The sequence below is a fragment of the Variovorax paradoxus genome (assembly GCF_040544635.1).
Lineage (GTDB): Bacteria > Pseudomonadota > Gammaproteobacteria > Burkholderiales > Burkholderiaceae_C > Variovorax > Variovorax paradoxus_R.
Genome location: NZ_JBEPKJ010000006.1, coordinates 37,729 through 62,027 on the forward strand (window position 1 = coordinate 37,729; position 24,299 = coordinate 62,027).

Genomic DNA, 24,299 nt, shown 5'->3' on the forward strand with positions numbered 1-24,299 from the left:
GCATGACATTTGTTGCCTTTCCGAGTGCCCGAATAGTCAGGTCCTCCTGGTTGCAAGAGGGGGGCCGACGCCTCGACTGCAACCCCTACATGTCCGGAGCGCTAGAGGCGCGCGCCACCCTGCGGGAGGCGTCTCTAAAGAAGGAGCATTTGATTGACCTTACGACTGGGCATAGTGGGGGAATCTATAACGGCCCAATGTTTCGCAGAAACTATGTTCAGTCAGCTGACTATGGCGTGCCCTTCATTAGTAGCGGATCAATGCTTCGCGCCGACCTGTCGGATCTCCCGCTATTACGAAGGAAAGATGCCGAATCGTCGCGACTTGCGTATCTCCGACTAAATGCGGGAACAACGCTTATATCCTGTTCAGGAACTATTGGGCGGATGACTTATGTCCGTCCGAGTATGCAGGGAATGTGGTCGTCGCAAGACGTGCTGAAGATTGTTCCTGATAGGTCGCGGGTCCGGCCAGGATATCTATACGCTTTTCTTTCGAGCAAATATGGCGTACCGCTGGTAGTAGCCGGAACGTACGGCGCAATAATTCAACATATCGAGCCAGAGCATGTCTCAGCAATAGAAATACCTCGCCTTGAGGATTCGATCGAGAAGCGCATTGATGAGAAAATCTCACGCGCTGCGAAACTACGTGACAAGGCGCAGATTCTTTTGAATCAAGTCTCTACTGAATTCGACTCGATTCATCCGGACCTATCTTCAATCGGACCACGTCTGGGGACAACGTCTACTGTCTTGTCGAGTGAAGTTCAAGGCCGCCTCGATGCAGAGTTTCATAATCCGTTGGTCGTAAAAATTCGCAAGACGCTTAGTTCGGGGGACAGCATTTCTATCGGCGAGTGGTGCGATAGCGTATTCCTGCCTGGTATTTTTAAGCGCATTCACGTGCCTGGTCCGGAGTCTGCGGAGCTGTACTTCACTGGATACAGTTTGTATTGGAACGAGCCGGAGCCGAAGGGATATTTATCTAAGATAACTAAGTTGTTTAGGCAAGTGCAACTAAGTGAGGGCATGGTCTTGGTGCAAGCATTTGGCCAAGAAGGAGGCCTTACAGGAAAGCCTGTATGGGTGGGAAAATTCCTTGCAGGCAAGACCACCACCCATATGCTCGTCCGTTTGGTGGTTAAAGATCTCAGTCGAGCAGCAGTGCTGTTTGGATTTCTCAATTCTCGGATTGCCTATAACCAAATTGCCTGCTTGACCTATGGCGGATCAATACCGCACTTTGACGAGGCAGGAATAAGGACCGTGCTTATGCCAAGACTTGACGACGAGCGTGCGCAGTCGATCTCTAGGCGTGTTCTCGAAGCAGTAGGGGCGCGCGACGAAGCACTAGGCCTTGAATTGGAAGCTCGACGAGAAGTTGAGGATACGATTGCCGGAGCAAAATGATGGCGAAGGTCATCCCGATTGGTCAACCGGTAAACGACGCAGAGAGACTAGCCATCGCCCATCTGCGCGACCATCTTCCTGATAGCTATGTTCTCCTCCACAATTTCGAGATTGATCGACAAGGCGAGCGCTTCGAAGTCGACATCGCGCTTCTAGCCCCTCAGGCGGTTTATCTGGTTGACGTAAAAGGAACGCGAGGGCTGATCGACGTTCACGGCGCCCGGTGGTACCCGGAAGGACGTCAGCCGTATCCGTCTCCGCTCGCCAAGCTTCGCAGCCACTCGAAGATCGTCAAAGGGCTGATCACGTCCTCCCATCCCGGCCGGCCGGAGCTGGATGGCATCTACGTTGCCGCCGTCGTGCTGCTCACTGCTCCGGATGCGCACCTCGTTGACCCTGCCGACATCGACTCGAGGAGCGTCGTCAAGCTGAAGGACGCCGAACGGTTCTTCAAGGACACGACCGGCATACCAGCTGGGCGCAATAAGAGCATCAGCGCTTTCCACTCGCTGATTCGCCATGCGCTGAATGTGAAGGCAAAACCGACAAGCGGCCGACCCGTTTACGGCCACTGGCAGGTCATCGAACGATTGGGCGCCACCGACTACTACACCGAGTCCCGCGCTCAAAACACCTTCGCTGGCGGCACCGCGCGGGTTCGCGTCTACAAGGCCGACCCGTACCAGCCTGAACCGCAGCGCGTGGCGGAGGCAAACCGTATCCAGAATGCCTACCGTGCGCTGGCCGAACTGCCGCTGCATCCGAACATCGTTTCGGCGAGAGATTTCTTCGAAGCAGAGGATGATCAAGCCTACATCTTGATTCTCGATGATGCCCCGGGGCAGGCGCTAACTGTGCACATGGCGCGCCCGCAAATGGCGCTGACCATCGATCAGAAGTGGCGTGTGGCCAAGGACCTGTTTTCCGCCTTGAACCATGCGCATTGCAAGGGCGTCATTCACCGAAACCTTACACCGAGTGCGCTCATCGTTGGGCAAGACGGCACGACGCGGTTGACCGATTTTGACTTCGCCAAGCCGATGCGCGACCGTACGACGACGATCGCCGCCGACATCATTGACCTCGTCGAGATTGCGTATGTCGCCCCAGAGGCCTATCGCGAGCCTAGCGCCGCCGTTGCGGCCTCTGACATTTTTTCGGCGGGGCTGATTCTCTATGAGCTGTTCACAGGGGAGAAGCCGTTCAACGGTAGCCCGCAAACGGCCTGGGATGCGGATGGCGTCTTCCCGACAGCACCTTCCGTATTGGAGTCCGGGCTGACGAAGGCCGTGGATGCTTGGTTGCAAAGCCTGTGTGCGTTTGCCGCAGATAAGCGGCCCACCGCCGAGCAAGCTCTGTTGTCACTTTCGGATTTGCTGGCGCCGACGCCAGCCAGACCAGAGAACTCAGCCGGGGGGGATGCGCTGGCGCCAGGCGAAACCGACGGGCCCGAGCTGGACTATCGTAATTTGCCTCAAGGACATGCACTCACGCACAAGTTCATCATCGAGAAGAAGCTCGGGCAAGGCACCTTCGGCGTTGTCTACAAGGTGATAGACACGCTGGGTGACGTAGCACGAGCATTGAAGCTGGTGGTCAGCGACCGTCATTCCACGCTGGAGCGGCTGAAAAAGGAATACCGCCACCTCGTACAGATTCCGGATCACCCCAACGTGGTCCGCGTGCTGGATGCTGACGTGTTACCCGGCCCGAAGGGCACTCAGGTTCCCTTCATGGTGTTCGAGTACATAGAAGGAGCAGATGTCGGCGACATGATCCAGCAGCGCCTGCTAGCCCCGGAGGATGCGCTGGAGTTGGGAAAGCAGGTAGTCGAAGGCCTGGTCCACCTCCATCAGCAGGGCTTTCACCACTGCGACATTAAGCCGCGCAATTTGCTCTGGACCCAGAAGGGCGCAAAGATCATCGACTTCAACGTCTCGGTTCGATCGGACGATCGCGAAACGCGCGGAGGCGGCTCCAGGCGATACCTGCCACCTGATTTCGACCCCGAGATCATTGCCCACAACGGAGAGCGTGCTGACCGCGATGTGTATGCGCTGGGCCTGACGCTCTACGAGGCACTCACTGGTCAGTATCCATGGGACACTTCTGAGCCACCGACGACGTCGGCGCCGGACCCACGAGAGCTGTCGGGCTTTGCAGACCTGTCGCCTGAGTTTGTGACCGTCGTGATGCGCGCGATCGCGCCTAAGCGCAGCGATCGTTGGCACTCCGCGCTGGAGATGCGTACGGCCCTGAATGATGTTCACCAAGCACGGCGGCCGACACCCCAGTCTGTTAGCGCTGAAGCCGTTGCCACCGCGTTGGCTACCGGCACGCCGGTGTTGTTTCAGTCGGCACCGAACACCAACGCGTTTGTCGGTCATCTGCTCTCGCTCTACAGCCAAAGTGCAAAGAGCAACGCCGGCACGCGTGGCATGGATGCTTGGGGCGAAGCGGTCTATGTCGATACCGATCTCGACCGCAAATTGCTCCCGGCGGTACTTGCGGGCGAGTTCAGGCTTGTTCTGATCACCGGCAACGCGGGCGACGGGAAGACTGCCTTTCTTCAGCACCTGGAGCGCCAAGTCGAACACCAGGGCGGGCTGGTCAATCGGAGCCTGCCCAATGGCAGTTCGCTTGCGCTGCAAGAGCGTCGATTTCTCATCAACTATGACGGTAGCCAGGACGAGGGTGCCAAGGACAACGATCTTGTGCTCCGCGAATTTCTGTCTCCGTTTGTGGGGTCTGTGCCAGAAGCCTGGCAGCCTGTTGAGACGCGGTTGATTGCGATCAACGAAGGGCGATTGGTCGATTTCCTGGCGCAGAACGCGGCGGACTTTCCCGCACTCACCGCGCTTGTGCAGCGAGGTCTTGCTACGGGCGACGCCGATCACCGTGTTGCGGTCGTCAACCTCAACCTTCGCAGCGTGGTCGCCAATTCACAGGACGGTTCGATCTTGGAGCGCACGATAAAGCGCATGACGCTGGCCGGCCACTGGGCCGCCTGCGATCAGTGTGATATCAAAGACAAGTGCTACGCGCTGCACAACGCTAGGAGTTTTCAGGACGAAACCGCTGGGCCCCGCCTCATCCAGCGGATGCAGATGATCTTCACGATGACGCACCTGCGCGGACGACTGCACATCACGATGCGCGACCTCCGCTCTGCGCTTTCGTTCATGCTGATCGGCAATCGCGACTGCGGAGACATCCACGCCTTGTACGAGCGAGCGGACCGCGAGGCGATTGTGCGGAGCTTCTACTTCAATAGCTGGATGGGGGGTGGGCAGCCAAACGCAGACCGCTTGTTGTCACTGCTCTCCGAGATCGATGTCGGCCAGCAGGAAGATCCGCGCTTCGATCGTGGCCTGGACTTCATTCAGCCCGATGACCGCATGTTGTTCCGGTTCGATCGGCGCGCGGGCTACGACTTCAAAGTTCTTCAGGGCCTCTTCGAGGATCTCCCGCGGGGAGCGGGCGTCAGCACGGTACGTATTCGGGCGAAGCGTCACCGCGACTATGTTGCGATGACCCGGCGCAAACAGTTCTTCGAGCGGCGCGACGGCACATGGGAGCGGATGCTGCCGTACCGCTCGGCCAAGCAGATGGTCGACATCGTGAAGGGTGAAGAGTCTGTTGAAGGCCTGATCACAAAACTGCTGAGCGCTATCAATCGCGGTGAGGGCCTGCAGCGTCCAGAGCGGCTGGGTGCCAATCTCGCACTTCAAGTTCGACAGGTCGAAAATGGGACCGTCCGAAGCTACCGGCTTTTCCCTGCCGACCGATTTGAGCTGCAGGTAGAAGATTTCGCACAGCAAGCGCGCTTCGTAGAGCACTTGCCAACTGGTCTGAGGCTCCGCTTTCGACCAGCTGACAAGAACGCCATCAACAGCGACTTGGTGATCAATCTGGATGTGTACGAGATGCTGGTGCGCCTGAACGAGGGCTATCGACCGAGCGTTGAAGAGATGCAGGGGTTCTACCTGTGCCTCGGCGTCTTCAAGAATAGCCTGAACGCGCAACCGTACCGAGAAATCTTGCTTACCACCAGCGGTCATGATTTCTATATGGTGGCCCGTCATGACGACGGTCGGATCGAGATGCGGCTGGCCCAAGGCGAAGGGGAGAAGGTCTGATGGCGCTTCAAAAGAAAGATCGAGAGTTCAGGCTGACGAAGATCACCTACCTGGACTTCAAGATGATCGAAATGGATCGGGTACTGACCGGTCTGTTCGAGCGGCTTGAGCACGGCGGCTACCCCAGCGTGTTTCGCGACAAGCGCGAACTGACGGTAGAGCAGTTCGTTGACGAAATCTTGGCCGAGAAGGAGAAGTTTGTCGGGTTTTCAGATCATCGGGACATCGTCGTGCGCTGGGTTGAAACCCATCTGATGGACATCGTCAATCGCGGGCGCGCCAATCAAGTGGTTGCCGGGCCCAGGCCGCTGCACGGCTACACGTATCGGTTCCGCAACCCCAAGCACTCGCGCGACTATGGCGCCGCCCAGCACCTGTACCAGATGCTGCACCACGCGCGAGGCAACGCCGGTGCTCACGCCATCGAGCACCTGAAGAGTTTCTTCTTTGAGGGCTTCAATAAGGTCACGCGCGAGCTGGACAGCAAGGCGTTGAACGACATTGAGACGGCGACGCTGCTGCACTTCCTTGGGCAGCGCAAAGACACCGCCAACACCAAAGAGGGCGGCGACCGTTTCGCGCCGATGTGTGTCGGCGCGGCTGATCTGATGGCCGAGGACGTGCAGCGACTTCTGCTCTACCGCAACTTCATGCCTCGCGCGGTGATGGTGGAGTACCTCAAGCTGCTGCTGTCGTTTCACCTCGGGCTCTTTCACCTGCGCTTGCTCAAGCTGCTATCAGCATGGGAGCGTTTGCAGAAGGCTGATGCACTTTGTTCTGAGGCTACATGCCCGATGCGGCCCCGCAGCCCGGTGGAGCCTCAAGGGGATTGCCCGTACAAGCTTGAACTGTTCGTTGACTTGACGGGCAACGCTGAATCTCCGGCAGCTCAGATAGCCCAGCAGAGTGCTGACGGCTACGTGCGGCGCATTCCAGGATTCATCCGCTCCTACTTCGTGGCGAAAAAGCTGGACGAGTTTGGTGACTTCTTAATCTCGCGCGGTAAGTTGATTCGACCGAACAACAAGCCGCTGCCGTTGAGTGAGGTGTTCGCGCTTCAAGGGCCCGCCTTCGCTGACGAACGCGAGAAGTACTTTAACGCGAGGCTGCAGGACCTTGGGGATTCGCTCGCAGACGACGAGGGCGCGCTGGATGCCGACACCGCCGCCCTACTGAAGCTCGGCCTGAGCGACTTCGAGACATACATCGAAATAATCGTCGCGCAACGAGGAGAGTTCCACCGCAAGTACATCATCCAAACCTTCGACGCGATGCTACAAAAGAACAAGCCTGGTGCATTGATGGCACAGCCGAGGGCTAGACACGCGCCGCGAAGGTTTGTGCTGGACAGCCGCCTGTTGGAAGTACTGCTGCAGATTGCCGTGCTTCAGGTTGGTGAGGGTGGGTACCGTACTGGGGAGATGCGCATTGATGACCTGTTGAAGTTCTTGCGCGAAAGGTATGGCCTCTACATCGACCAGCTCCCCCAGAGGGAAGGCTTTGGGATGCCCTCGATTGAAGAGCGAAAAGCGCTGCGCCTGAACCTTCAAGCATTTACTGCACGGCTGCGAGAGATCGGGTTCTATCGCGACCTGTCGGATGCATACGTGACGCAGACCGTGGTGCCGCGGTACGCGATCCGCCCGGAAGAGCCGGGAGTCGGCACATGACCAAGGGCCTTCGAGAGCTGACGCAGGACGACTTCAACGCTGCCCTTGAGGCGGTGCTGCTGCCAGACCTGCTCGAGTTGCTGTCCAAGCGCACCGCAGGCCATTGCATGCGAGTGACAGACTTGGATCGTGACTTGATGCTCCGTTTGTGCGGCGCGCTTCGAAGCCGCAACACCGGCGCGACGATCGTGATCTTGGCTGACGAGGCCTTGCGCGCGCAAGCGCCCGACTTCGCCGTTTCGAGCACCAAGCTCGTTGAGTTGCGGAACCCTCTGCCCAACGACGAGCTGCGGCCGCCGCTACTGGTTTTTGTGCCGAACGACCTTCGCGCCTCTGCGGAGGATTCATTCGGCGTTGCGACCTTCGAAGATGTCCCTGTCGGCGATGTGTATCAGAAGCTCACACAAGATCTGAATGGCGAACTGCCATTGGCTGTTCGGGCCGCTGTTGAAGTCGCCCTGAACAGTTTGGAGGGCGAGCGTTGGCCGTACGCTGATTCCGCTGCGACCGCTCGATTCTTGCTGACGGGCAAGCTTAACGAGTTCGATCCGCCGGCGATCGGCGCCGCATTGTTCGAGCTGGGCCTGGTGCCTGACTTCGAATGGCTCGCGGACCCGGAGCGTGCACCAGCTCGACTCAACCGCAATCTCGAATGCATGCGGACGATCACGTGGTCGACCCGAACCGAACGTGCGCGCGCATTGGAACTGGGCTTGGATGACCCAGCCTTCTGCAAGAGGCTGGGAGACTACTTCGCCGCTACTTCGGTGGCTAGCCCGCGCGAATGGACGCGTAGGATCGTTCAGGATGCTCAGAACTGGCCGCTCGCATTCAATCGCTGGCTCTTCGAGGACGGTGGCGTCGACCCCGACGCGATCTACATCGGCAATGTTGAGCTGCCCGATATGGCCGTCGTCGCCGACGACAACACCGACCCAAAACTGGCTGAGTTGATCGGCCAGCGGGTCTTGCCGGTCGCAAAGAACGGGCAGAAGAAATTCTCGGTCACGTTCCACGTTGAACCGGTTCCTTCAAAGGTTCAAGGCCTGAGCCGGTTTGTCGCGGAGGTTGTCTCCCGCGACAACGGGCCAACTGGTTTCCGGCGAAGAAAGGCGGCGTGGACGCAGAACCGTGATTCATCAACCATTACCTTCTCCAGCATCAACAAGGTGGACTGGGAGGAAGGTTGGCACCTCATTCGCATCTTTGCAGAGACCGATGAAGGTGAGCGAGTTCCTCTTCAGGATGGCAACGGACTGCATTTGCCGCGGGTGGCTAAGGGCGACCAGGAAATGCCGAATGAGAGCGGCCTTTTCTATGTGCTGACAGAAGAAGACATTGAGGTAGACCCACCGCAGCGGGCAATCCCCCGAGAGCCGAGCCTGATTCACGCTTTGTTTCGCGCCAAGTTTGGCGCCGTGCTCCAGGACCGGGACCCAGACACCATCACGGCGGGCGAATGCTCGTGGGTTGAGCGGCACGGGCGCCAATACATCACCGGAGCGGATTCGCTCGAGATCAAACTTGGCAAGGAGGGGCGCGCGAACGTGCTGGTGTCAAGCGAGCTTGCGGCACTTGAGCGAGCATTTTTGAGCGATCCACACAGCACCAATCGGATGCGACTCGAGATTGCCGCGTCTGGCCTTGTGACGCGCACTAATCAGTCCTTCCCATGGCCGAACTCCGACGAGGCGCAACGCTTCTGCGGGGCGCGGGCGGCTTTCTTCTCGGCCGTGATCGATGGAGAGAAGCAGCTGGTGATGCAGGGCGCAGACCTCATCGGCCTCAAGGAGCTGGCGCAGAACTACGCTGCTGGCTATGTGGCGTGGCTTGAAGCAGTCCTGGCAAGGGCTGCATCCGGAGATGAGACTATCGCTCGTTCTGCGTTTGATGAACTGAAGGAAGCGCTAAGCCTGGACACAGTGTCGTTGCTGCTCCGCGACTACCGAGGCAAGCAACGTGACGCGATACTGTTGGGGCCGATGCATCCGCTGCGCGCACTATGGCACACCGCATGGGCGAGCACAGCAGCGTTGTGGTTGAGCCAGGCTCGCAAGTGCGACAAAGAGTTCGTCGTGCCAACCCGCGACGCGCTGCTTCGCCAACTGGCGCCCTCCGGTCTACCGGCTGTCGTGCTCACTCAAGAGTTGGGACGAAGCTACGTCAGTGTAGACAACGTGAACCCGTTTTGGTCGCTCTATGCTTCGAACGACGAGCGCGACCCTCGCGGATTGATTGGGGAGGCTTGCGCCGCACTCGGTCTGCCAGAACCGTCCATTGGCGGCGCCGCAATCGATGCGCACTACATCGCCACGCGCATCCAGCGATATCTGATTCAGCATCCTTACGTTCGCACGCTGACCATCAACGCCTTCAACGCCGGCAGAGCAACCGCCATTGCAGATGTGCTGCTAGTGATGCAAGGCGACCTGGCGTTTGCTGATCTGCGGTACGACATCCGGCTCTTTGCCCTAGACTCCGAGGCACCCGGCACTGGCGAGGCGTTGGTCGAACTGCTGGCGCCTGACTCGGGCGTCACAGCGCGAGAGGCCGATGCCTTCTCCACGCCGACAGAGAGTCACCTTCACCCAAAGCTGCGGCTGGCGATTCGATCGATCGAGGACTTCCGGCAGAACCCTGAGGGTCATCCGGCGCACCTGTCTTTCCTATTCGACCAGTTTCCGACCGAAGAGGTACGCGCCGAAGATGCACAGGCGCTGGATGCGGCTTCGTTCGTCCATGGCCTAATTCAGCCCTTCGCGGTGGACTACAACGAGTTCGATGAGCTCATCACCTGGTCTCGTCGGCCGCTGCACGGCAATGCCCGCGCGCTCCCCGGCTGTGAAGAGCTTACCGACCTACTGTCCACGGCGACGAGACTACTCTCAGTAGCGTCTGCATCGGCCTCGCGCAACCGGTTCCTGCCGAATTCGCGCCCAGTTGTCCTGCTAAGCCTCAAGGCAGAGGACCGCGCGTTTCTGCACCAGGTTCATGAGGTGAGCGACTGGGTACTGACCATTGACCGCAACCTTGGGATCGAATTCTTCGATCATCGCCGGCATGCGACGCGCCCCGACTATCTGATCGATCATTCGCCGGATATGGCGAACGCGCTGAGTCATAGGTTGGCCATCACGTCGCGATCAGTAACTGAGCTTGAGGCGTTGCTTTCACCGATCCTGAAAGACTATGGGCTACCGGCCACAGAACGGCACGCCGTCATTCTGCTTGAGCAGTTGCGCTCGCTTTCCGGGCGCTTGGCGCTGAAGTTGCTCTCTTCGCCCAACCAACGGGCGGAGACCTTAGGACTCGCTCTAAGCCGCCTTTTCCTGGAGCATCAGCGCGTTTTTGAGAACCAGATCGTCGTTCCGCTGGATGCGCACTTGGACCTCTATTCGGCGCTGAAGAAGAATGCCGACGAATTGGGAGACGAGGTCAGCTTCCGGCGGACGGATCTCGCACTCTTCGACCTTGATCCGACAAACCGTCGCATCACGTGCCGGCTCGTTGAGGTGAAGTGCTATCGAAGCGCTGGCGACCTGTCGGTGTACGAGCAGCTGAAGAGTTCGATCGCAGAGCAGGTCCAACAAAGTGAGTATGTGATCGGGTACCACTTCGACCCTCATCGGCAGGCAATCGATCGACCGGATCGTTCGATAAAAAACAGGGATCTTTCGGCGCTGCTGGAGTTCTATCTTGACCGTGCGCTTCGTTATGGCCTTGTGGCTCTGGACGCAGGGGATGAGGCGCGCTACTTCCTGCGTACTCTCGACGCATCCGACTATCGACTCGAGTTCACACGCAGTGCGTTGATCTTTGATTTCAGTAAGGGGGGAGTTGAGGCATCGACTGTTGAGAACGGGATCGAGTACCACCGAATCGGTTTTGACCTAGTGGCGCAACTAGTTGAATCGGCCGTGCGCGATACCGAGACCATTGCGGGCACGGCGAACGCATCCGCGCGGGAACTGCATGTCGAAGTGACACAGGAATTGATTCGACGTCGTTCTATGGCAAGCGCTGTACCGACGTACGAGACCGCCGCCTTCATCAGCCCCCGGCGAGATCGGACCATGGCTTGGCTAGACAATGAGCCGGCGAGCACAGGCGCTAGGGAGCCATTGTCGGCCGACCCGCAGATTGCCGTTCTTGCCAAGGAACGTACAGCTGAATCGCAGTTGTCAGCAAAGACGGCGTCTCTTCCCAGCCCCGTGATTCTTGCGACCGCACCGATGCCTCCTACGTCACCACAGCCCTCGGTTGATCAGGGAGCGGTTCAGCCATCGGTGCTTACGCCGATGGCCCAGCAGCCAGCGACCATTGCCGCGCACGCGAGTCAGCAGACGGTGCCGTTCGACATCATGCTTGGTACTTCCGGCGCGTCGCCGCAGTACGGAATCTTGGGCGAGGCGAATGGTCGCCGAATCGCCCTGGATCTCAATCAGACGCACACGATCAGCCTCTTTGGCGTTCAAGGTGGCGGCAAGAGCTACACGCTCGGCACGATCGCCGAGATGGCGTCATTGGCGATTCCGAACATCAACGTGCTGCCCCATCCGCTGGCGACGGTGATCTTTCATTACAGCCCGACGATGGATTACAAGCCAGAGTTCACGTCGATGGTGGCTCCGAACTCCGATGAAGAGCAGTTGCGGCTTCTTCGTGATGTTTACGGTGCTAGCCCGGCTGCGCTTTCAGATGTGCTGCTGTTGGTTCCGAAAGACAAGCTTGAAGAGCGGCAGGGCGAGTATCCGGGGGTTCAGGTGCAACCACTGCAGTTCGGTGCGAGCGAACTCAAGGCCGGGCACTGGAAGTTCTTGATGGGCGCAGTGGGCAGCCAAGCGACCTACATTCGTCAGGTCATGCGCCTGATGAAGCAGATGCGGGATGACATAACACTGGCAGGCCTGCGGGCCGGCATCGAAGCTTCGTCCATACCCGACCACCTCAAGGAAATGGCGAGAACCCGCCTTGACTTTGCGAACGACTACATCGCCGACGGTGCTTCGATCCGCGAGGCCGTGCGTCCTGGTCGACTGATCATCGTGGACGTGCGCGACGAATTTATTGAGAAGGACGAGGCACTAGGGCTTTTCGTGGTGATGTTGCAGCTGTTTGCAGATGCGAAAGCAGACGGACAGGCGTTCAACAAGCTCGTCGTCTTCGACGAAGCGCACAAGTACATCGAGAGCCCCGATCTTGTTGCTGGTTTGATCGAGGTTGTTCGCGAGATGCGCCACAAGGGTGTCAGCATCATGGTTGCGAGCCAAGACCCACCGTCCGTGCCGGTTGCGCTCATAGAGCTTTCGTCACAGGTGATCTTGCACAAGTTCAACTCACCGGCCTGGCTCAAGCACATTCAGAAGGCGAATGCCGCCCTGGCCAACCTGACTCCAGAGCGAATGGCTGCCCTGAAGGCTGGCGAGGCATTTGTCTGGTCAAGCAAGGCTTCTGATGACGCGTTCTCAAAGGGGGCGATGAGGATTCGGTGCAGGCCCCGGGTGACGGAACATGGGGGTGCAACGCGTGTCGCGGTTGGGGATCTCCGTTAGCTTTGTAGCTCGCAAAACCTATTGGTGCTCGCCTCACGTTGGCCCGGTGCCCACTATGCAAGCCGATACAAACGGCCGGATGGTAGCGGCATAGCCAAGAAAAAAGTAAGCCTGCTCACATTTCTGTAGCAGGCTTACTTGAATTGGTGCCGGAGAGATGAATCGAACACCCGACCTTCTCATTACGAATGAGCTGCTCTACCGACTGAGCTACACCGGCGAAGCCTCGGATTATAGCAATACCGTCAGGCCTTTTCGGCGTGGTACTGCGTCAAACGCTCGACTTCGTTACGCGAACCCAACATCACGCTCACGCGCTCGTGCAGTTTGGTGGGCTTCAGGTCCAGGATGCGCTGCTTGCCGTTGGTGGCCGCGCCGCCGGCCTGCTCCACCAGCCAGCTCATGGGGTTGGCCTCGTACATCAGGCGCAGCTTGCCGGCCTTTTCGGGCTCGCGCTTGTCCCACGGGTACATGAACACGCCGCCGCGCATCAAGATGCGGTGCACGTCGGCCACCATGCTGGCAATCCAGCGCATGTTGAAGTCCTTGCCGCGCGGGCCTTCCTTGCCGGCCAGGCATTCGTCGATGTAGCGCTTCATGGGCTCGTCCCAGTGGCGCATGTTGCTCATGTTGACGGCAAATTCCTTGGTATCGGCCGGAATCTGGATGTCTTCCTGCGTGAGCACAAAGCTGCCTTGCTCGCGGTCGAGCGTGAACATGGCAACGCCGTTGCCCACGGTAAGCACCAGGGTGGTTTGCGGGCCGTAGATGCAGTAGCCGGCGGCCACCTGCTGGGTGCCGGGCTGCAGAAAGTCGGCTTCCTGCACGCCGGGGGTGTCGTCGGGCTTCTTCAGCACGCTGAAGATGGTGCCAATGCTCACGTTCACGTCGATGTTGCTGCTGCCGTCGAGCGGGTCGAACATGAGCAGGTATTCGCCCTGCGGGTAGCGGTTGGGCACCACGTAGATGCTGTCCATCTCTTCGCTGGCCATGGCCGCGAGGTGGCCGCCCCATTCGTTGGCTTCAATCAGCACTTCGTTGGCGATGATGTCCAGCTTCTTCTGGATTTCGCCCTGCACGTTCTCGCTCTCGGCGGTGCCGAGCACTCCACCCAGTGCGCCCTTGTTGACGGCCTGGCTGATGCTCTTGCAGGCGCGGGCCACCACTTCGAGCAGCAGGCGCAGCTGGCCGGGAATGAGGCCGTCGGCGCGCTGCTGTTCGACGAGGTAGCGGGTGAGGGAGATCTTCTGTTGTTGATGAGCCATGTGCTTGTGTGTTCCTTGCTTGTTAGTTACCGGCCAGGGCGCGGGTCACGACTTCATGCGTGTCCTTGCTCAGGTCGGGCTTGGCGGCCACGCGGGCAATGGCTTCGCGGGCGGCGCTGCGGTAGGGCTCGGCAAGCTTGCTCCAGCGGTCGAGCGCGCGGGCGAGGCGGGCGGCCACCTGGGGGTTGATGGCGTCCAGCTCTATGACGCGGTCGCTCCAGAACACGTAGCCGGCCGCGTCGGGGCGGTGGAATGCTCCGGGGTTGGCGCTGCAATAGCTGAAGATCACGCTGCGGGCACGGTTGGGGTTCTTGATGGAGAAGTCCGGGTGCTTCATCAGCTGCTTCACCAGCGGCAAGATGTCGCCGCCGCGGTCGGGCGCGCCGGCCTGCAGCGAGAACCACTTGTCGATAACCAGCGCCTCGTCCTTGAAGATGGCATGGAAGCGCGCCAGCGCCTGGGCGGCCAGCGTGTGGCCCGAGGCCACCAGCGCGTTGAGCGCGTTGAAGCGGTCGGTCATGTTGCCGGCGTCTTTGAAGCGCTGCAGCGTCTTGCCGGGCCACACGGTGTCGCCCGAAGAGCGCGCCGCAAGGCACAAGAAGTTCAGCGCCATGCCGGCGAGCGCGCGGCGGCCCGACGAGGTCGGGTCGGGCGTGTAGGCGCCGGTGTCGTGGTTTTCTTCGTAGACCTGTTGCCAGTCCTGGAAGAGGGCGGTGGCCAGCTGGGCGCGCATGGCTTCGCGCACCAGGTGCACGCGCTGCGGGTCGACCACGTCGAGCTGCTCGGAAATATAGGTTTCCGAAGGCAGGGTGAGCACCAGTTCCTTGAAGGCGGCGTCGAGCTTGGGGTTGCGCAGCACGCTGCGCATGGCGTCCAGGTACGCGTCGTTCAGCACCGGGGTGGTGTCGGTCGCCAGCGCCGCAATGCCTTGCAGCGCGGCGCGCAGGCCCAGGCGCTGGCCGGCTTCCCAGCGGTTGAAGGGGTCGGGGTCGTTGGCCAGCAGGGTGAGCAGCTGGGCGTCGGTGTATTCGAAGTCCAGAATCACCGGCGCACTGAAGCCGCGCAAGATGGAAGGCACGGGCTCGGCGTCGAGGCCGACAAAGGTAATTTGCTCGCCGGCACGCGAAAGCACCACGGTGCGCGTGCCCCGGCTCACTTCGTTCTCGCCTTCGAGCTGCAGCGGCAGTTCGCGCCCGCTGGCATCGAGCAGGCCGATGTTCACCGGAATAACGAACGGTTCCTTGGTCGGCTGGCCCGGCGTGGGCGGGCAGCTTTGCACCACGCTCAGGGTGTAGCTGCGGTTCTGCGCGTCGTACACGCCGTGGGCCGCAAGGCGCGGCGTGCCGGCCTGGCTGTACCAGCGCTTGAACTGGGGCAGCAGGCGGGCCAGTTCTGAGTCGGGGTTGGCGTCGGCAATGGCTTGCGCAAAATCGTCGCAGGTCACGGCCTGGCCGTCGTGGCGTTCGAAGTACAGCGTAATGCCCTTCTCGAAGCCCTTGCGGCCGACCAGCGTCTGCATCATGCGGACCACCTCGGCACCCTTTTCATAAATGGTGACGGTGTAGAAGTTGCTGATCTCGATGTAGCTGTCTGGCCGCACCGGGTGGGCCATGGGGCCCGCGTCTTCGGGGAACTGGGCGGTGCGCAGCACGCGAACGTCTTCGATGCGCTTCACGGCGCGGGCCGAAGCGTCGGCGCACAGGTCCTGGCTGAACTCCTGGTCGCGGAAGACGGTGAGGCCTTCTTTCAGCGAGAGCTGGAACCAGTCGCGGCAGGTCACGCGGTCGCCGCTCCAGTTGTGGAAGTACTCGTGGCCGACCACGCTTTCGATGTTGCTGTAGTCGGCGTCGGTGGCGGTGGCCTGGTTGGCCAGAACGTACTTCGTGTTGAAGATGTTCAGGCCCTTGTTCTCCATGGCGCCCATGTTGAAGTCGCTGGTGGCCACGATCATGAAGCGGTCCAGGTCCAGCGGCAGGCCGAAGCGGGCTTCGTCCCACAGCACGGAGTTGACCAGCGAGTTCATCGCATGCTCGGTCTTGTCGAGGTCTCCGGCGCGAACGTACACCTGCAGCAAATGCCCCTTGCCGTTGCGGGCGGTAATGCGCTGCTCGCGCGCCACCAGCTTGCCGGCCACCAGGGCGAACAGGTAGCAGGGCTTCTTGAAAGGGTCGACCCACTTGGCGAAGTGGCGGCCTTCGGGCAGCTCGCCTTGCTCGACCAGGTTGCCGTTCGAAAGCAGCACGGGGTAGGCGGCCTTGGCGGCGCGCAGCGTTACCGTGTACATCGCCATCACGTCCGGACGGTCCAGGAAGTACGTAATGCGGCGGAAGCCTTCGGCCTCGCACTGCGTGAAGAAGGTGTCTTCGCTCACGAACAGGCCCATCAACTTGGTGTTCTTGATGGGGCAGCAGGTGGTGAAGATCTCGAGCTCGAAGGCATCGGGCAGGCCGTCGATCACGAGCTGCTCGCCTTCCATGCGGAACGATGCGCCCTGGCCGTTCACCAGCACGCGGGCCAGGTTCAGCTCGTCGCCGTCCAGGCGCAGCGGCTGGGCCGGCACGTCGGGGTTGCGGCGCAGTTGCATGCGGTTGAGCACGCGGGTCTTGGCGGGGTCGAGGTCGAAGGTCAGGTCGACGGTGTCGATCCAGAATGCCGGAGCGGCATAGTCTTCGCGGCGAATGGCAATCGGTTGCCCTTGGGCGTCACGCTGCAGCAGCATCGAGTGTCTCCAGAAAATTCGAATGGGCGAGTTCGTCGTAGTCGCGAACGGCGGCAATCACATGGGGGCCGGCAAGTTCGGCGGCGGTATGGGTGCTGCACACGGCCACGGCACGCATGCCGCCGCGGCGCGCAGCCTCGATGCCGAAGGGCGCATCTTCAAACACGATGCAGCGCTCGGGCGCCACGCCAATGCGGCGCGCGGCTTCCAGGAAAATCTCGGGCGTGGGCTTGCCGGCAAAGCCTTCGTCGCCGCCCACAATGGCCAGCGGCAGCGGGTCCATCTTCAGGCGCGACATCGCAAACTCGATGTTGTGCCGGTCGCCCGCCGTGCCCACGGCCACCTTCAGGCCGCGCGCGACGGCGGCCTTGGCAAAGGCGGTAAAGCCGGCAACTTCGGTGAAGTTGTCGCTGAACATGGCGCGGTAGATTTCTTCTTTTTCGTGCACCAGGGCCTGGCATTCGGCGTCGGCCAGCTCGCGCTCGAACAGCTCGCGCATGCACTCGGCGCCGGTGCGGCCCGTAGTGCGCGCAAGAATGTCGGTCACGTCGAGCTTCAGGCCGTGGCGGGCCACAAACTCCACCCACGAGCGCGCATGCCACGGCATGGAGTCGATCATGGTGCCGTCCATGTCGAAGATGAAGGCTTCGACCTTGTCGTGGGTCAGGCTCATCGATTACACGCCTTGCTTCAGCGAGGCTTCGATGAACACGTCCAGGTCGCCGTCGAGCACCTTTTGCGTGGCCGAAACTTCGACGTTGGTGCGCAGGTCCTTGATGCGGCTGTTATCCAGCACGTAGCTGCGAATCTGGTGGCCCCAGCCCACGTCGGTCTTGCTGTCCTCGAGCTTTTGCTGCTCTTCCTGGCGCTTGCGCATCTCGTGGTCGTACAGGCGCGAGCGCAGGCGCTTCCACGCCACGTCGCGGTTGCTGTGCTGGCTGCGGCCATCCTGGCACTGCACCACGATGCCGGTGGGGATGTGCGTCAGGCGCACGGCCGAGTCGGTCTTGTTGATGTGCTGGCCGCCCGCGCCCGATGCGCGGAAGGTGTCGGTGCGCACGTCCGAAGGGTTGATGTCGATCTCGATCGAATCGTCGATTTCCGGGTACACGAAGATCGAAGCAAAGCTGGTGTGGCGCCCACCCGACGAGTCGAACGGCGACTTGCGCACCAGGCGGTGCACGCCGGTTTCGGTGCGCAAGAGGCCAAAGGCGTAGTCGCCTTCCACCTTGATGGTCGCGCCCTTGATGCCGGCGGTGTCGCCGGGCGTTTCGTCTTCGATCTGCGTCTTGAAGCCCTTGCGCTCGGCGTACTTCAGGTACTGGCGCAGCAGCATGCTGGCCCAGTCGCAAGCCTCGGTGCCGCCGGCGCCGGCCTGGATGTCGACAAAGGCGTTGAGCGGATCGGCCGGGTTGTTGAACATCCGGCGGAATTCGAGCTGCTTGATGTCGGCTTCGAGCGCGGCGGCGTCATCGGCAATGGACTGCAAGCCGTCCATGTCGCCTTCTTCCTTCGACATCTCGAAGAGCTCGGCGTTGTCCGACAGGCCGCTGGTCAGGCGGTCGAGCGTCACGACCACGTCGTCGAGCGATTTCTTCTCGCGGCCGAGTTCCTGGGCCTTCTTGGGGTCGTTCCAGACGTTCGGGTCTTCGAGCGATGCGTTGACCGTCCTCAGACGTTCGGCTTTGGCATCGTAGTCAAAGATACCTCCGTAAATCGACCGCACGAACGCTCAGGTCCGCGAGCATTGCGCCGATTTGGTTGATTTGTTCTGCGTCCATGGGGTGTCCTGACTGTGTTCGGGGGAAACCGGGCATTTTCTCATGGACCGAACAACCGCCGAGGAGAGCCCCTGTATTGCTCCTTCCCCCGCTGGGGGAAGGCTGGGATGGGGGCTGCCCCCTGCATTCGGCGCGGCTTGTCCTTTTGGCGCCGTCGTGCCCCCACCCCAACCCTCCCCCGGAAGGGGAGGGAGGAAGGCGAAGTCAGAACGCGGGGACCAGCGAGCCCTTGAACTGGGTCTCGATAAAGCTCTTCACCTCCGGCGACTGGTAGGCCGCCACCAGCCGCTTGGCCCAGGGCTTGTCCTTGTCGGCGCGGCGAACGGCAATCAGGTTGGCGTAGGGGCTTTTGGCCGATTCCTTGATGACCGCGTCTTTGTTCAGCGAGAGGCCGGCCTTCTCGGCGTAGTCGTTGTTGATGGCGGCAATGGCCAGGTCGTCGAGCGAGCGCGGCAGCTGCGCGGCGTCGAGCGGCACGAGCTTGAGCTTCTTGGGGTTGCTCACCACGTCGAGCGGCGTGGCGGTGTTGTTCTTCACCGCCTCGGGCTTCAGCGTGATGAGATTGGCCGACTGCAACAGCAGCAGCGCGCGGTTGCCGTTCGACGGGTCGTTCTGGATGCCGACCGATGCGCCGTCCGGCAGCTGGTCGATCGACTTGATCTTGCGCGAGTAGAAGCCCAGCGGCGCGGTAATGGTGAGGCCCACGGGCACGATGTCGAAGCCGCGCGCCTTGTTCTGGTTGTCGAGGAAGGGCTGGTGCTGGAAGGCGTTGGCGTCCAGGTCGCCCGAGGCCAGCGCCGCGTTGGGCAACTGGTAATCGTTGAACACCACGAGCTGGATGTTCAGGCCGTCTTTGGCGGCCACCTTCTTCACCACGTCGAACACCTGCTCGGCGCTGCCGACCGAAATGCCGACCTTGACGGTGTTCTTGTTGTTGTCCTGCTGCGCAAAAGCGGCGCTGCCGGAGAAGAGGGCGGCGGCCAGCGTGGCGAGGAAAAGGCTGCGGCGGCGAAAAGAGTTCTGCATAAATGGCTCGTGCGATCACAAAAAAAGGGAGGCGCGAATGTCGCATCGACAGGCGCGTTTGGGAACGAACGAATGCGCATATCGATATGGCCTCTGCCGGCGATGTGTGGCTGGCCTTATGTGGTTTTTCGCATAAGCACGAGACGATTTGTTCGTTCCCTTTTGTGGTCTTTGTTTTCATACTCGGCACCTTTTTGCGAACTCCGCGACCTGCTTTCACGCGGGCCGTGCCTCTTTCTCCATGACCCACCCATCACCCGATGCGGCCCGCGACACCAACGCGGCGCCGGTCATCCGTCTTCAATCGGTGCAGAAGTCTTTTGCCTTGCCCAATGGCGAGGTGTTCGACGCCGTGCAGTCGCTCTCGCTCGACATCCACCAGGGCGACGTGTTCGGCCTGATCGGCAAGAGCGGCGCGGGCAAGTCGACCCTGCTGCGCCTCATCAACCTGCTGGAGCGGCCCGATGCGGGCAAGGTCTTCGTCGGCGGGCGCGACCTGACGACGCTCTCGCGCCGCGAGCTGCGCGACACGCGCCAGAACATCGGCATGATTTTTCAGCAGTTCAACCTGCTGCAGAACGCCACGGTGTTCGACAACGTGGCGTTTCCGCTGAAGATCCACGGCCGCCATTCGAAGGCCGAGATCGACGCCCGCGTGCGCGAATGCCTGGCCCTGGTGGGCCTGGCCGAAAAGATCGACACCTACCCGGCCCAGCTTTCGGGCGGGCAGAAGCAGCGCGTGGCCATTGCGCGTGCGCTGGCGCCGCGGCCGCAAGTGCTGCTGTGCGACGAGCCCACCTCGGCGCTCGACACCGAAACCACGCGCGCGCTGCTCGAAACGCTGCGCGACATCAACCAGAAGATCGGCGTGACCATCGTCATCGTGACGCACGAGCTCTCGGTGGTCGAGGTGCTGTGCCGCAACGTGGCCATTCTGGAGAAGGGCCGCCTGGTGGAGCAGTTCGCCGTGGTCGATGCGCCGGCCGAAGAGCGCCAGACGGCGCTGGGCCGCGAAATCGACGAGCTGGTGCGTCGCCGCGAGCGCGAGGCGCGCGAACCCATCACGCCGCGCCCCTTGCCGGTGCAGCGCAGCGCGCAGGAGGTGGCCTATGTTTGAAAACATCGCGCCCATCCTCCCCGAGCTGTGGGTGGCCACGGGCCAGACCTTCCTGATGCTGGCCATCGGCCTTTCGGCCGCAGTGCTCATCGGCGGGCCGCTGGGCATTCTGCTGTTCCTGCTGGGGCCGGGCCAGTCGCTCGAGAACAAGCCGGCGTTCCTGGTGCTCAACTGGATCGTGAACACCGTGCGCTCGTTTCCTTTCATCATCCTGCTGGTGGCGCTGGTGCCGTTCACGCGGGTGATTGCAGGCACCTCCATCGGGCCGCTGGCGGCCGCGGTGCCGCTGTCGTTCGCGGCCATTCCGTACTTTGCGCGGCTGGTCGACCAGTGCCTGCGCGAAGTGCCGCGCGGCGTGATCGAGGCGGCGCACGCCATGGGCGCTTCGGAGCTGCAGATCGTCTGGCGCGTGCTGGTGGTGGAGGCGCGCTCCGGTTTGGTGCTCGCGCTCACGGTGCTGGCGGTGAGCTTTCTCTCCTACTCGGCCATTGCCGGCGTGGTGGGCGGCGGCGGCATCGGCGACCTGGCGATCCGCTACGGCTACTACCGCTTCCAGACCGACGTGATGGTGCTCACTGTGGCGCTGCTCGTGGTGCTGGTACAGATCCTGCAATTCGTGGGCAACACCACGGCGCGCAGGCTGGACAAGCGTTGATTTCTCTTTCTCCTCTTTCTTTTTTCTCTCCTGCTCATTCCATGAAAACCGCACTGCTGCGCCGCTCCGTTCTCGCCCTGTCCCTGGTCGCCCTCTCGTTCGGCGGCCTTTCGCTGGCACAGGCGCAAGAGGCCAAGAAGAACCTCGTCATCGGCGGCACCGCCGGCTCCAACATCGACCAGCTCAAGGCCGGCATCGTGCCCATTCTCGAAAAGAAGGGCTACAAGGTGAAGCTGGTCGAGTTCAACGACTACGTGCAGCCCAACCTCGCGCTCGCGCAGGGTTCGCTCGACGCCAACTTCTTTCAGCATCAGGTCTACCTGAAGAAGTTCTCCACCGACCAGAAGCTGGACCTCGCCGAACTGGTGCAAGGCCCCATTGCGCCGCTGGGCGTGTACTCGACCAAGCGCAAGACATTGGCCGAAGTGAAGGAAGGCGACCGCGTCACGCTGCCGAACGACCCGAGCAACCTGGCCCGCGCGCTGGTGCTGCTGGAGCAGAACAAGCTCATCACCATCAAGCCCGGCATCGATCCGCTGCGCGCTTCTGAAAAAGACGTGGCCGAGAACCCGAAGAAGCTGAAGTTCATTCCGCTCGAAGCCGCGCAGCTGCCGCGCTCGCTGGGCGACACCGAATACGCCATCGTCAACGGCAACTTCGCGATCTCGTCGGGCCTGAAGCTCAACGAAGCCGTGGTGCTGGAAAAGACGCCCGACTACTACCTGAACGTGGTGGCCGTGAAGAGTGCGGACAAGAACGCGCCCTGGGCCAAGGACATCGCCGAGGCCTACCGCTCCAAGGAGTTCAAGGCCGTGGTCGACACCAAGTTCCAGGGCTACGCCAAGCCCAGCTTCCTGCAGTAACGCCTCAACCAAAGGACGCCCATGCCCGTGCTCGCCGTTTTCGATGTCGAAGGACGCTGGTGCGACACGCATGTGTGCGACGGCCGCATCACCGAGCGCCTGTCCGGGCAAGGCGTGACCTGGGGCCGCGAAGAAGCGCCCGCAGGCCAGCGGGTGCTCGAGCGTGCGAGCCTGTTCTACGTGCGCACCGAAGACGGCTACCTGGGCCTGCTGTTCGAGGCGGGTGAATGGGTGGCCATGTCGGCCGGCGCGGAGCATTTTTTCGACGATGGCGAGGCCGCGCCGGCCCGGCCGCTGCCCGCCGCGCTGCCGCACTTCGACGCCTTCGTCGAAGAAGTGCTGATGCTGACGGGCAACGACGCGGACGAAGAAGACTGAGTGCAAAGCCGGGTCTGGCGCACGCCGGGCCGCAGGCTTGTAGCATGTGCGGATGACCCAGCACATCGGAATCGTCGGATGCTCCGCCGAAGGCGCGGCGCTCTGCTACCAAACCATCTGCGTGGAGGGGGCCCAACTGCTCGGCCCGCATGCGCATCCTGAAGTCTCGATGCACACGCCGTCGCTTGCCGACTACATGCAACACATCTACCGCAGTGACTGGCGCGGCGTGGGCGAGGTGATGCTCGCTTCGGCGAACAAGCTCGCGAAGATCGGTGCGAGCTTTCTGGTCTGCCCCGACAACACCATTCACCAGGCGCTGCCTTTCATCGCGGAACGCTCGCCGTTGCCGTGGCTGCACATTGCCGAGTGCGTGGCCGACGAAGCCGCACAGCGCGGGTTCAAGCGCCTGGCCATCACCGGCACGCGCTGGCTGGTCGAGAGCGAGGTCTACCCTGAGAAGCTGTCGGCCAGGGGGCTCGAATACGTTCGGCCTACCGCTGAAGAGCGCGAAGAGATCAACCGCATCATCATGGACGAGTTGGTTTGCGGTGTTTTCACGCCCGACGCCATCACGGCGTTCCGCCGCGTCATACAGCGCATGAAGGACGAAGACGGCTGCGATGCCGTGGTGCTCGGCTGCACCGAAATTCCACTGATCATGAACGACGTGAACTCGCCGCTGCCGACGCTCGATTCCACGCGGCTGCTGGCCCGCGCGGCGCTGCAGCGCACCGTGCAGGGCCGCGCTGCCAACTGAAACCCTGCTGGCTCAGCCGGCCAGGAACTGCTCGATCAGCCCGGCCACGCGCTGCGGCTGGTCGTGGTGCAGCATGTGGCCCGCATCGGCGACCTGCTCGATGCGCACCGAAGGCACGGACTTCAGGCGCTCGTGGAACTCTTCTAGCGTGTAGCGGTTTTTCCACCAGCCGTGCAGGCTGTCGTCCGCAGCCTCGACCATCAGCGTGGGTGCCGAGATCCGCGCATACAGGGCGAGCGTTTCGTCGACCCGGAAGATGTTCGCGTTGATGATCTTGTGGGCGGCGTCGCCAAGAATCTGCCAGCGCTCGCTGCCGTCGGGCTGGGTTTGCGCGGCCGACCAATGGCCCGCCAGCCAGTTCGCCTTGTCGGGTGTGAGGCGCGGGTTGGTCTTCATGAGCCGCCGTGCCACGCCGTCCACGGCGGAGTAGCCGGCAAGCGCCATCTCGCCGCGGTGCAGGCGCTTGAGTTCGTCGATCCATTGCCCGTAGCGCGCGGGCGCTTCCTCGGGCTTGCGAGCGGGCATGCCGAAGCCTTCGCAATTGACCAGGCGGCGAATGCGCCCGGGCCTTGCCCCTGCATAGTGCATGGCGACATTGCCGCCCATGCTGTGGCCGACCAGGTCGACCGGTTGTGCCGCATCGCCTTCGCCCGCGTAGTGGTCGAGCAGCCATTCGAGGTCGGCCAGGTAGTCGGGCAGCCAGTAGTTGTCGACGCCGCCGCCCTCGGTCAGGCCAAAGCCGCGCCAGTCGGGCGCGATGATGAAGCGCTCTTCGGCCAGCGCATCGACCACGAACTGCCACGAGGCCCCCACGTCCATCCAGCCGTGCAGCAGCACCAACGGCGGCCGCGCCGCGGAGGGCTCGCCCCACACGCGCACGTGGTAGCGAAGGTTGCGCACGGGCACGAATTCGGTGCGCGAAGGACGAAGGGCTTGGTACATGGGCGCCGATGATACGGAGC

Annotated in this window: 15 protein-coding genes and 1 tRNA gene; 9 read left to right on the top strand and 7 right to left on the bottom strand. The window is 61.6% G+C overall.

The features are described from left to right. The first annotated feature begins 2 nt into the window (after positions 1-2). From mads5 to mads8, 4 genes are read left to right on the top strand one after another with little or no spacing between them, the layout of a single operon-like run. Entirely contained in the window at positions 3-1,412 is a 1,410-nt protein-coding gene (gene mads5 / locus ABIC94_RS11700; RefSeq protein ID WP_436317992.1) for a methylation-associated defense system restriction endonuclease subunit S MAD5, read from the top strand. Then, positions 1,412-5,551 carry a methylation-associated defense system protein kinase MAD6 gene (gene mads6 / locus ABIC94_RS11705; protein ID WP_354373190.1) on the top strand — a complete coding sequence of 1,380 codons (4,140 nt, stop codon included), beginning with the start codon at positions 1,412-1,414 and terminating at the stop codon, positions 5,549-5,551. The genes mads5 and mads6 overlap by 1 nt, the downstream gene beginning before the upstream one ends. Continuing rightward, positions 5,551-7,221 (top strand): methylation-associated defense system protein MAD7, encoded by a 1,671-nt coding sequence (gene mads7 / locus ABIC94_RS11710; protein ID WP_354373191.1) that lies wholly within the window; start codon positions 5,551-5,553, stop codon positions 7,219-7,221. Before mads6 ends, mads7 begins: the two co-directional genes overlap by 1 nt. Then, positions 7,218-12,773: a methylation-associated defense system ATP-binding protein MAD8 gene (gene mads8 / locus ABIC94_RS11715; protein ID WP_354373192.1), complete on the top strand. Its 5,556-nt coding sequence runs from the start codon at positions 7,218-7,220 to the stop codon at positions 12,771-12,773. Before mads7 ends, mads8 begins: the two co-directional genes overlap by 4 nt. A gap of 144 nt (positions 12,774-12,917) precedes the next feature. On the opposite strand, the gene ABIC94_RS11720 is transcribed toward mads8, so the two are convergent. From ABIC94_RS11720 to ABIC94_RS11745, 6 genes are all read right to left on the bottom strand, one after another. After that, a tRNA-Thr gene (locus ABIC94_RS11720) sits at positions 12,918-12,993 on the bottom strand. A gap of 25 nt (positions 12,994-13,018) precedes the next feature. Then, positions 13,019-14,038, bottom strand: coding sequence for a class 1 fructose-bisphosphatase (locus ABIC94_RS11725; protein WP_354373193.1), 1,020 nt, complete (start codon positions 14,036-14,038; stop codon positions 13,019-13,021). Positions 14,039-14,060: 22 nt separating this feature from the next. Further along, on the bottom strand, positions 14,061-16,757 hold the full coding sequence (pepN, locus tag ABIC94_RS11730; RefSeq protein ID WP_354373194.1) for an aminopeptidase N: 2,697 nt from the start codon (positions 16,755-16,757) through the stop codon (positions 14,061-14,063). Next, complete coding sequence (locus tag ABIC94_RS11735; protein ID WP_354373195.1) at positions 16,741-17,430, bottom strand: HAD family hydrolase; 690 nt, start codon at positions 17,428-17,430, stop codon at positions 16,741-16,743. Before ABIC94_RS11735 ends, pepN begins: the two co-directional genes overlap by 17 nt. 3 nt (positions 17,431-17,433) lie before the next feature. Beyond that, a protein-coding gene (gene prfB, locus ABIC94_RS11740) for a peptide chain release factor 2 (RefSeq protein WP_354373196.1) occupies positions 17,434-18,538 on the bottom strand; the annotation gives its coding sequence in 2 pieces (ribosomal slippage) (positions 17,434-18,456 and positions 18,458-18,538; 1,104 coding nt in all). A 204-nt stretch (positions 18,539-18,742) separates the two neighbouring features. Then, positions 18,743-19,564 (bottom strand): MetQ/NlpA family ABC transporter substrate-binding protein, encoded by an 822-nt coding sequence (locus ABIC94_RS11745; RefSeq protein ID WP_354373197.1) that lies wholly within the window; start codon positions 19,562-19,564, stop codon positions 18,743-18,745. Positions 19,565-19,805: 241 nt separating this feature from the next. Between ABIC94_RS11745 and ABIC94_RS11750 the strand changes: the two genes are divergently transcribed. From ABIC94_RS11750 to ABIC94_RS11770, 5 genes are read left to right on the top strand one after another with little or no spacing between them, the layout of a single operon-like run. Then, on the top strand, positions 19,806-20,681 hold the full coding sequence (locus ABIC94_RS11750; protein ID WP_354373198.1) for a methionine ABC transporter ATP-binding protein: 876 nt from the start codon (positions 19,806-19,808) through the stop codon (positions 20,679-20,681). After that, entirely contained in the window at positions 20,674-21,336 is a 663-nt protein-coding gene (locus ABIC94_RS11755; protein WP_047783086.1) for a methionine ABC transporter permease, read from the top strand. Before ABIC94_RS11750 ends, ABIC94_RS11755 begins: the two co-directional genes overlap by 8 nt. Before the next feature lie 41 nt (positions 21,337-21,377). After that, entirely contained in the window at positions 21,378-22,199 is an 822-nt protein-coding gene (locus ABIC94_RS11760; protein ID WP_354373199.1) for a MetQ/NlpA family ABC transporter substrate-binding protein, read from the top strand. 21 nt (positions 22,200-22,220) lie between these two features. Continuing rightward, positions 22,221-22,577: a hypothetical protein gene (locus ABIC94_RS11765; RefSeq protein ID WP_354373200.1), complete on the top strand. Its 357-nt coding sequence runs from the start codon at positions 22,221-22,223 to the stop codon at positions 22,575-22,577. A gap of 52 nt (positions 22,578-22,629) precedes the next feature. Further along, a complete protein-coding gene (locus ABIC94_RS11770; RefSeq protein ID WP_354373201.1) occupies positions 22,630-23,337 on the top strand; it encodes an aspartate/glutamate racemase family protein in 708 nt (235 codons plus the stop codon). Between the two features lie 12 nt (positions 23,338-23,349). On the opposite strand, the gene ABIC94_RS11775 is transcribed toward ABIC94_RS11770, so the two are convergent. After that, entirely contained in the window at positions 23,350-24,279 is a 930-nt protein-coding gene (locus ABIC94_RS11775) for an alpha/beta fold hydrolase (protein WP_354373202.1), read from the bottom strand. Between the last annotated feature and the right edge of the window lie 20 nt (positions 24,280-24,299).

Bases quoted from the DNA above. Each gene is read 5' to 3' on its own strand.
- pepN (WP_354373194.1), bottom strand. From the start codon at position 16,757: ATGCTGCTGCAGCGTGACGCCCAAGGGCAACCGATTGCCATTCGCCGC.
- ABIC94_RS11755 (WP_047783086.1), top strand. From the start codon at position 20,674: ATGTTTGAAAACATCGCGCCCATCCTCCCCGAGCTGTGGGTGGCCACG.
- mads8 (WP_354373192.1), top strand. From the start codon at position 7,218: ATGACCAAGGGCCTTCGAGAGCTGACGCAGGACGACTTCAACGCTGCC.
- ABIC94_RS11765 (WP_354373200.1), top strand. From the start codon at position 22,221: ATGCCCGTGCTCGCCGTTTTCGATGTCGAAGGACGCTGGTGCGACACG.
- ABIC94_RS11770 (WP_354373201.1), top strand. From the start codon at position 22,630: ATGACCCAGCACATCGGAATCGTCGGATGCTCCGCCGAAGGCGCGGCG.
- ABIC94_RS11725 (WP_354373193.1), bottom strand. From the start codon at position 14,038: ATGGCTCATCAACAACAGAAGATCTCCCTCACCCGCTACCTCGTCGAA.
- mads6 (WP_354373190.1), top strand. From the start codon at position 1,412: ATGGCGAAGGTCATCCCGATTGGTCAACCGGTAAACGACGCAGAGAGA.
- ABIC94_RS11760 (WP_354373199.1), top strand. From the start codon at position 21,378: ATGAAAACCGCACTGCTGCGCCGCTCCGTTCTCGCCCTGTCCCTGGTC.
- ABIC94_RS11750 (WP_354373198.1), top strand. From the start codon at position 19,806: ATGACCCACCCATCACCCGATGCGGCCCGCGACACCAACGCGGCGCCG.
- ABIC94_RS11745 (WP_354373197.1), bottom strand. From the start codon at position 19,564: ATGCAGAACTCTTTTCGCCGCCGCAGCCTTTTCCTCGCCACGCTGGCC.
- mads5 (WP_436317992.1), top strand. From the start codon at position 3: ATGACATTTGTTGCCTTTCCGAGTGCCCGAATAGTCAGGTCCTCCTGG.
- mads7 (WP_354373191.1), top strand. From the start codon at position 5,551: ATGGCGCTTCAAAAGAAAGATCGAGAGTTCAGGCTGACGAAGATCACC.
- ABIC94_RS11735 (WP_354373195.1), bottom strand. From the start codon at position 17,430: ATGAGCCTGACCCACGACAAGGTCGAAGCCTTCATCTTCGACATGGAC.
- ABIC94_RS11775 (WP_354373202.1), bottom strand. From the start codon at position 24,279: ATGTACCAAGCCCTTCGTCCTTCGCGCACCGAATTCGTGCCCGTGCGC.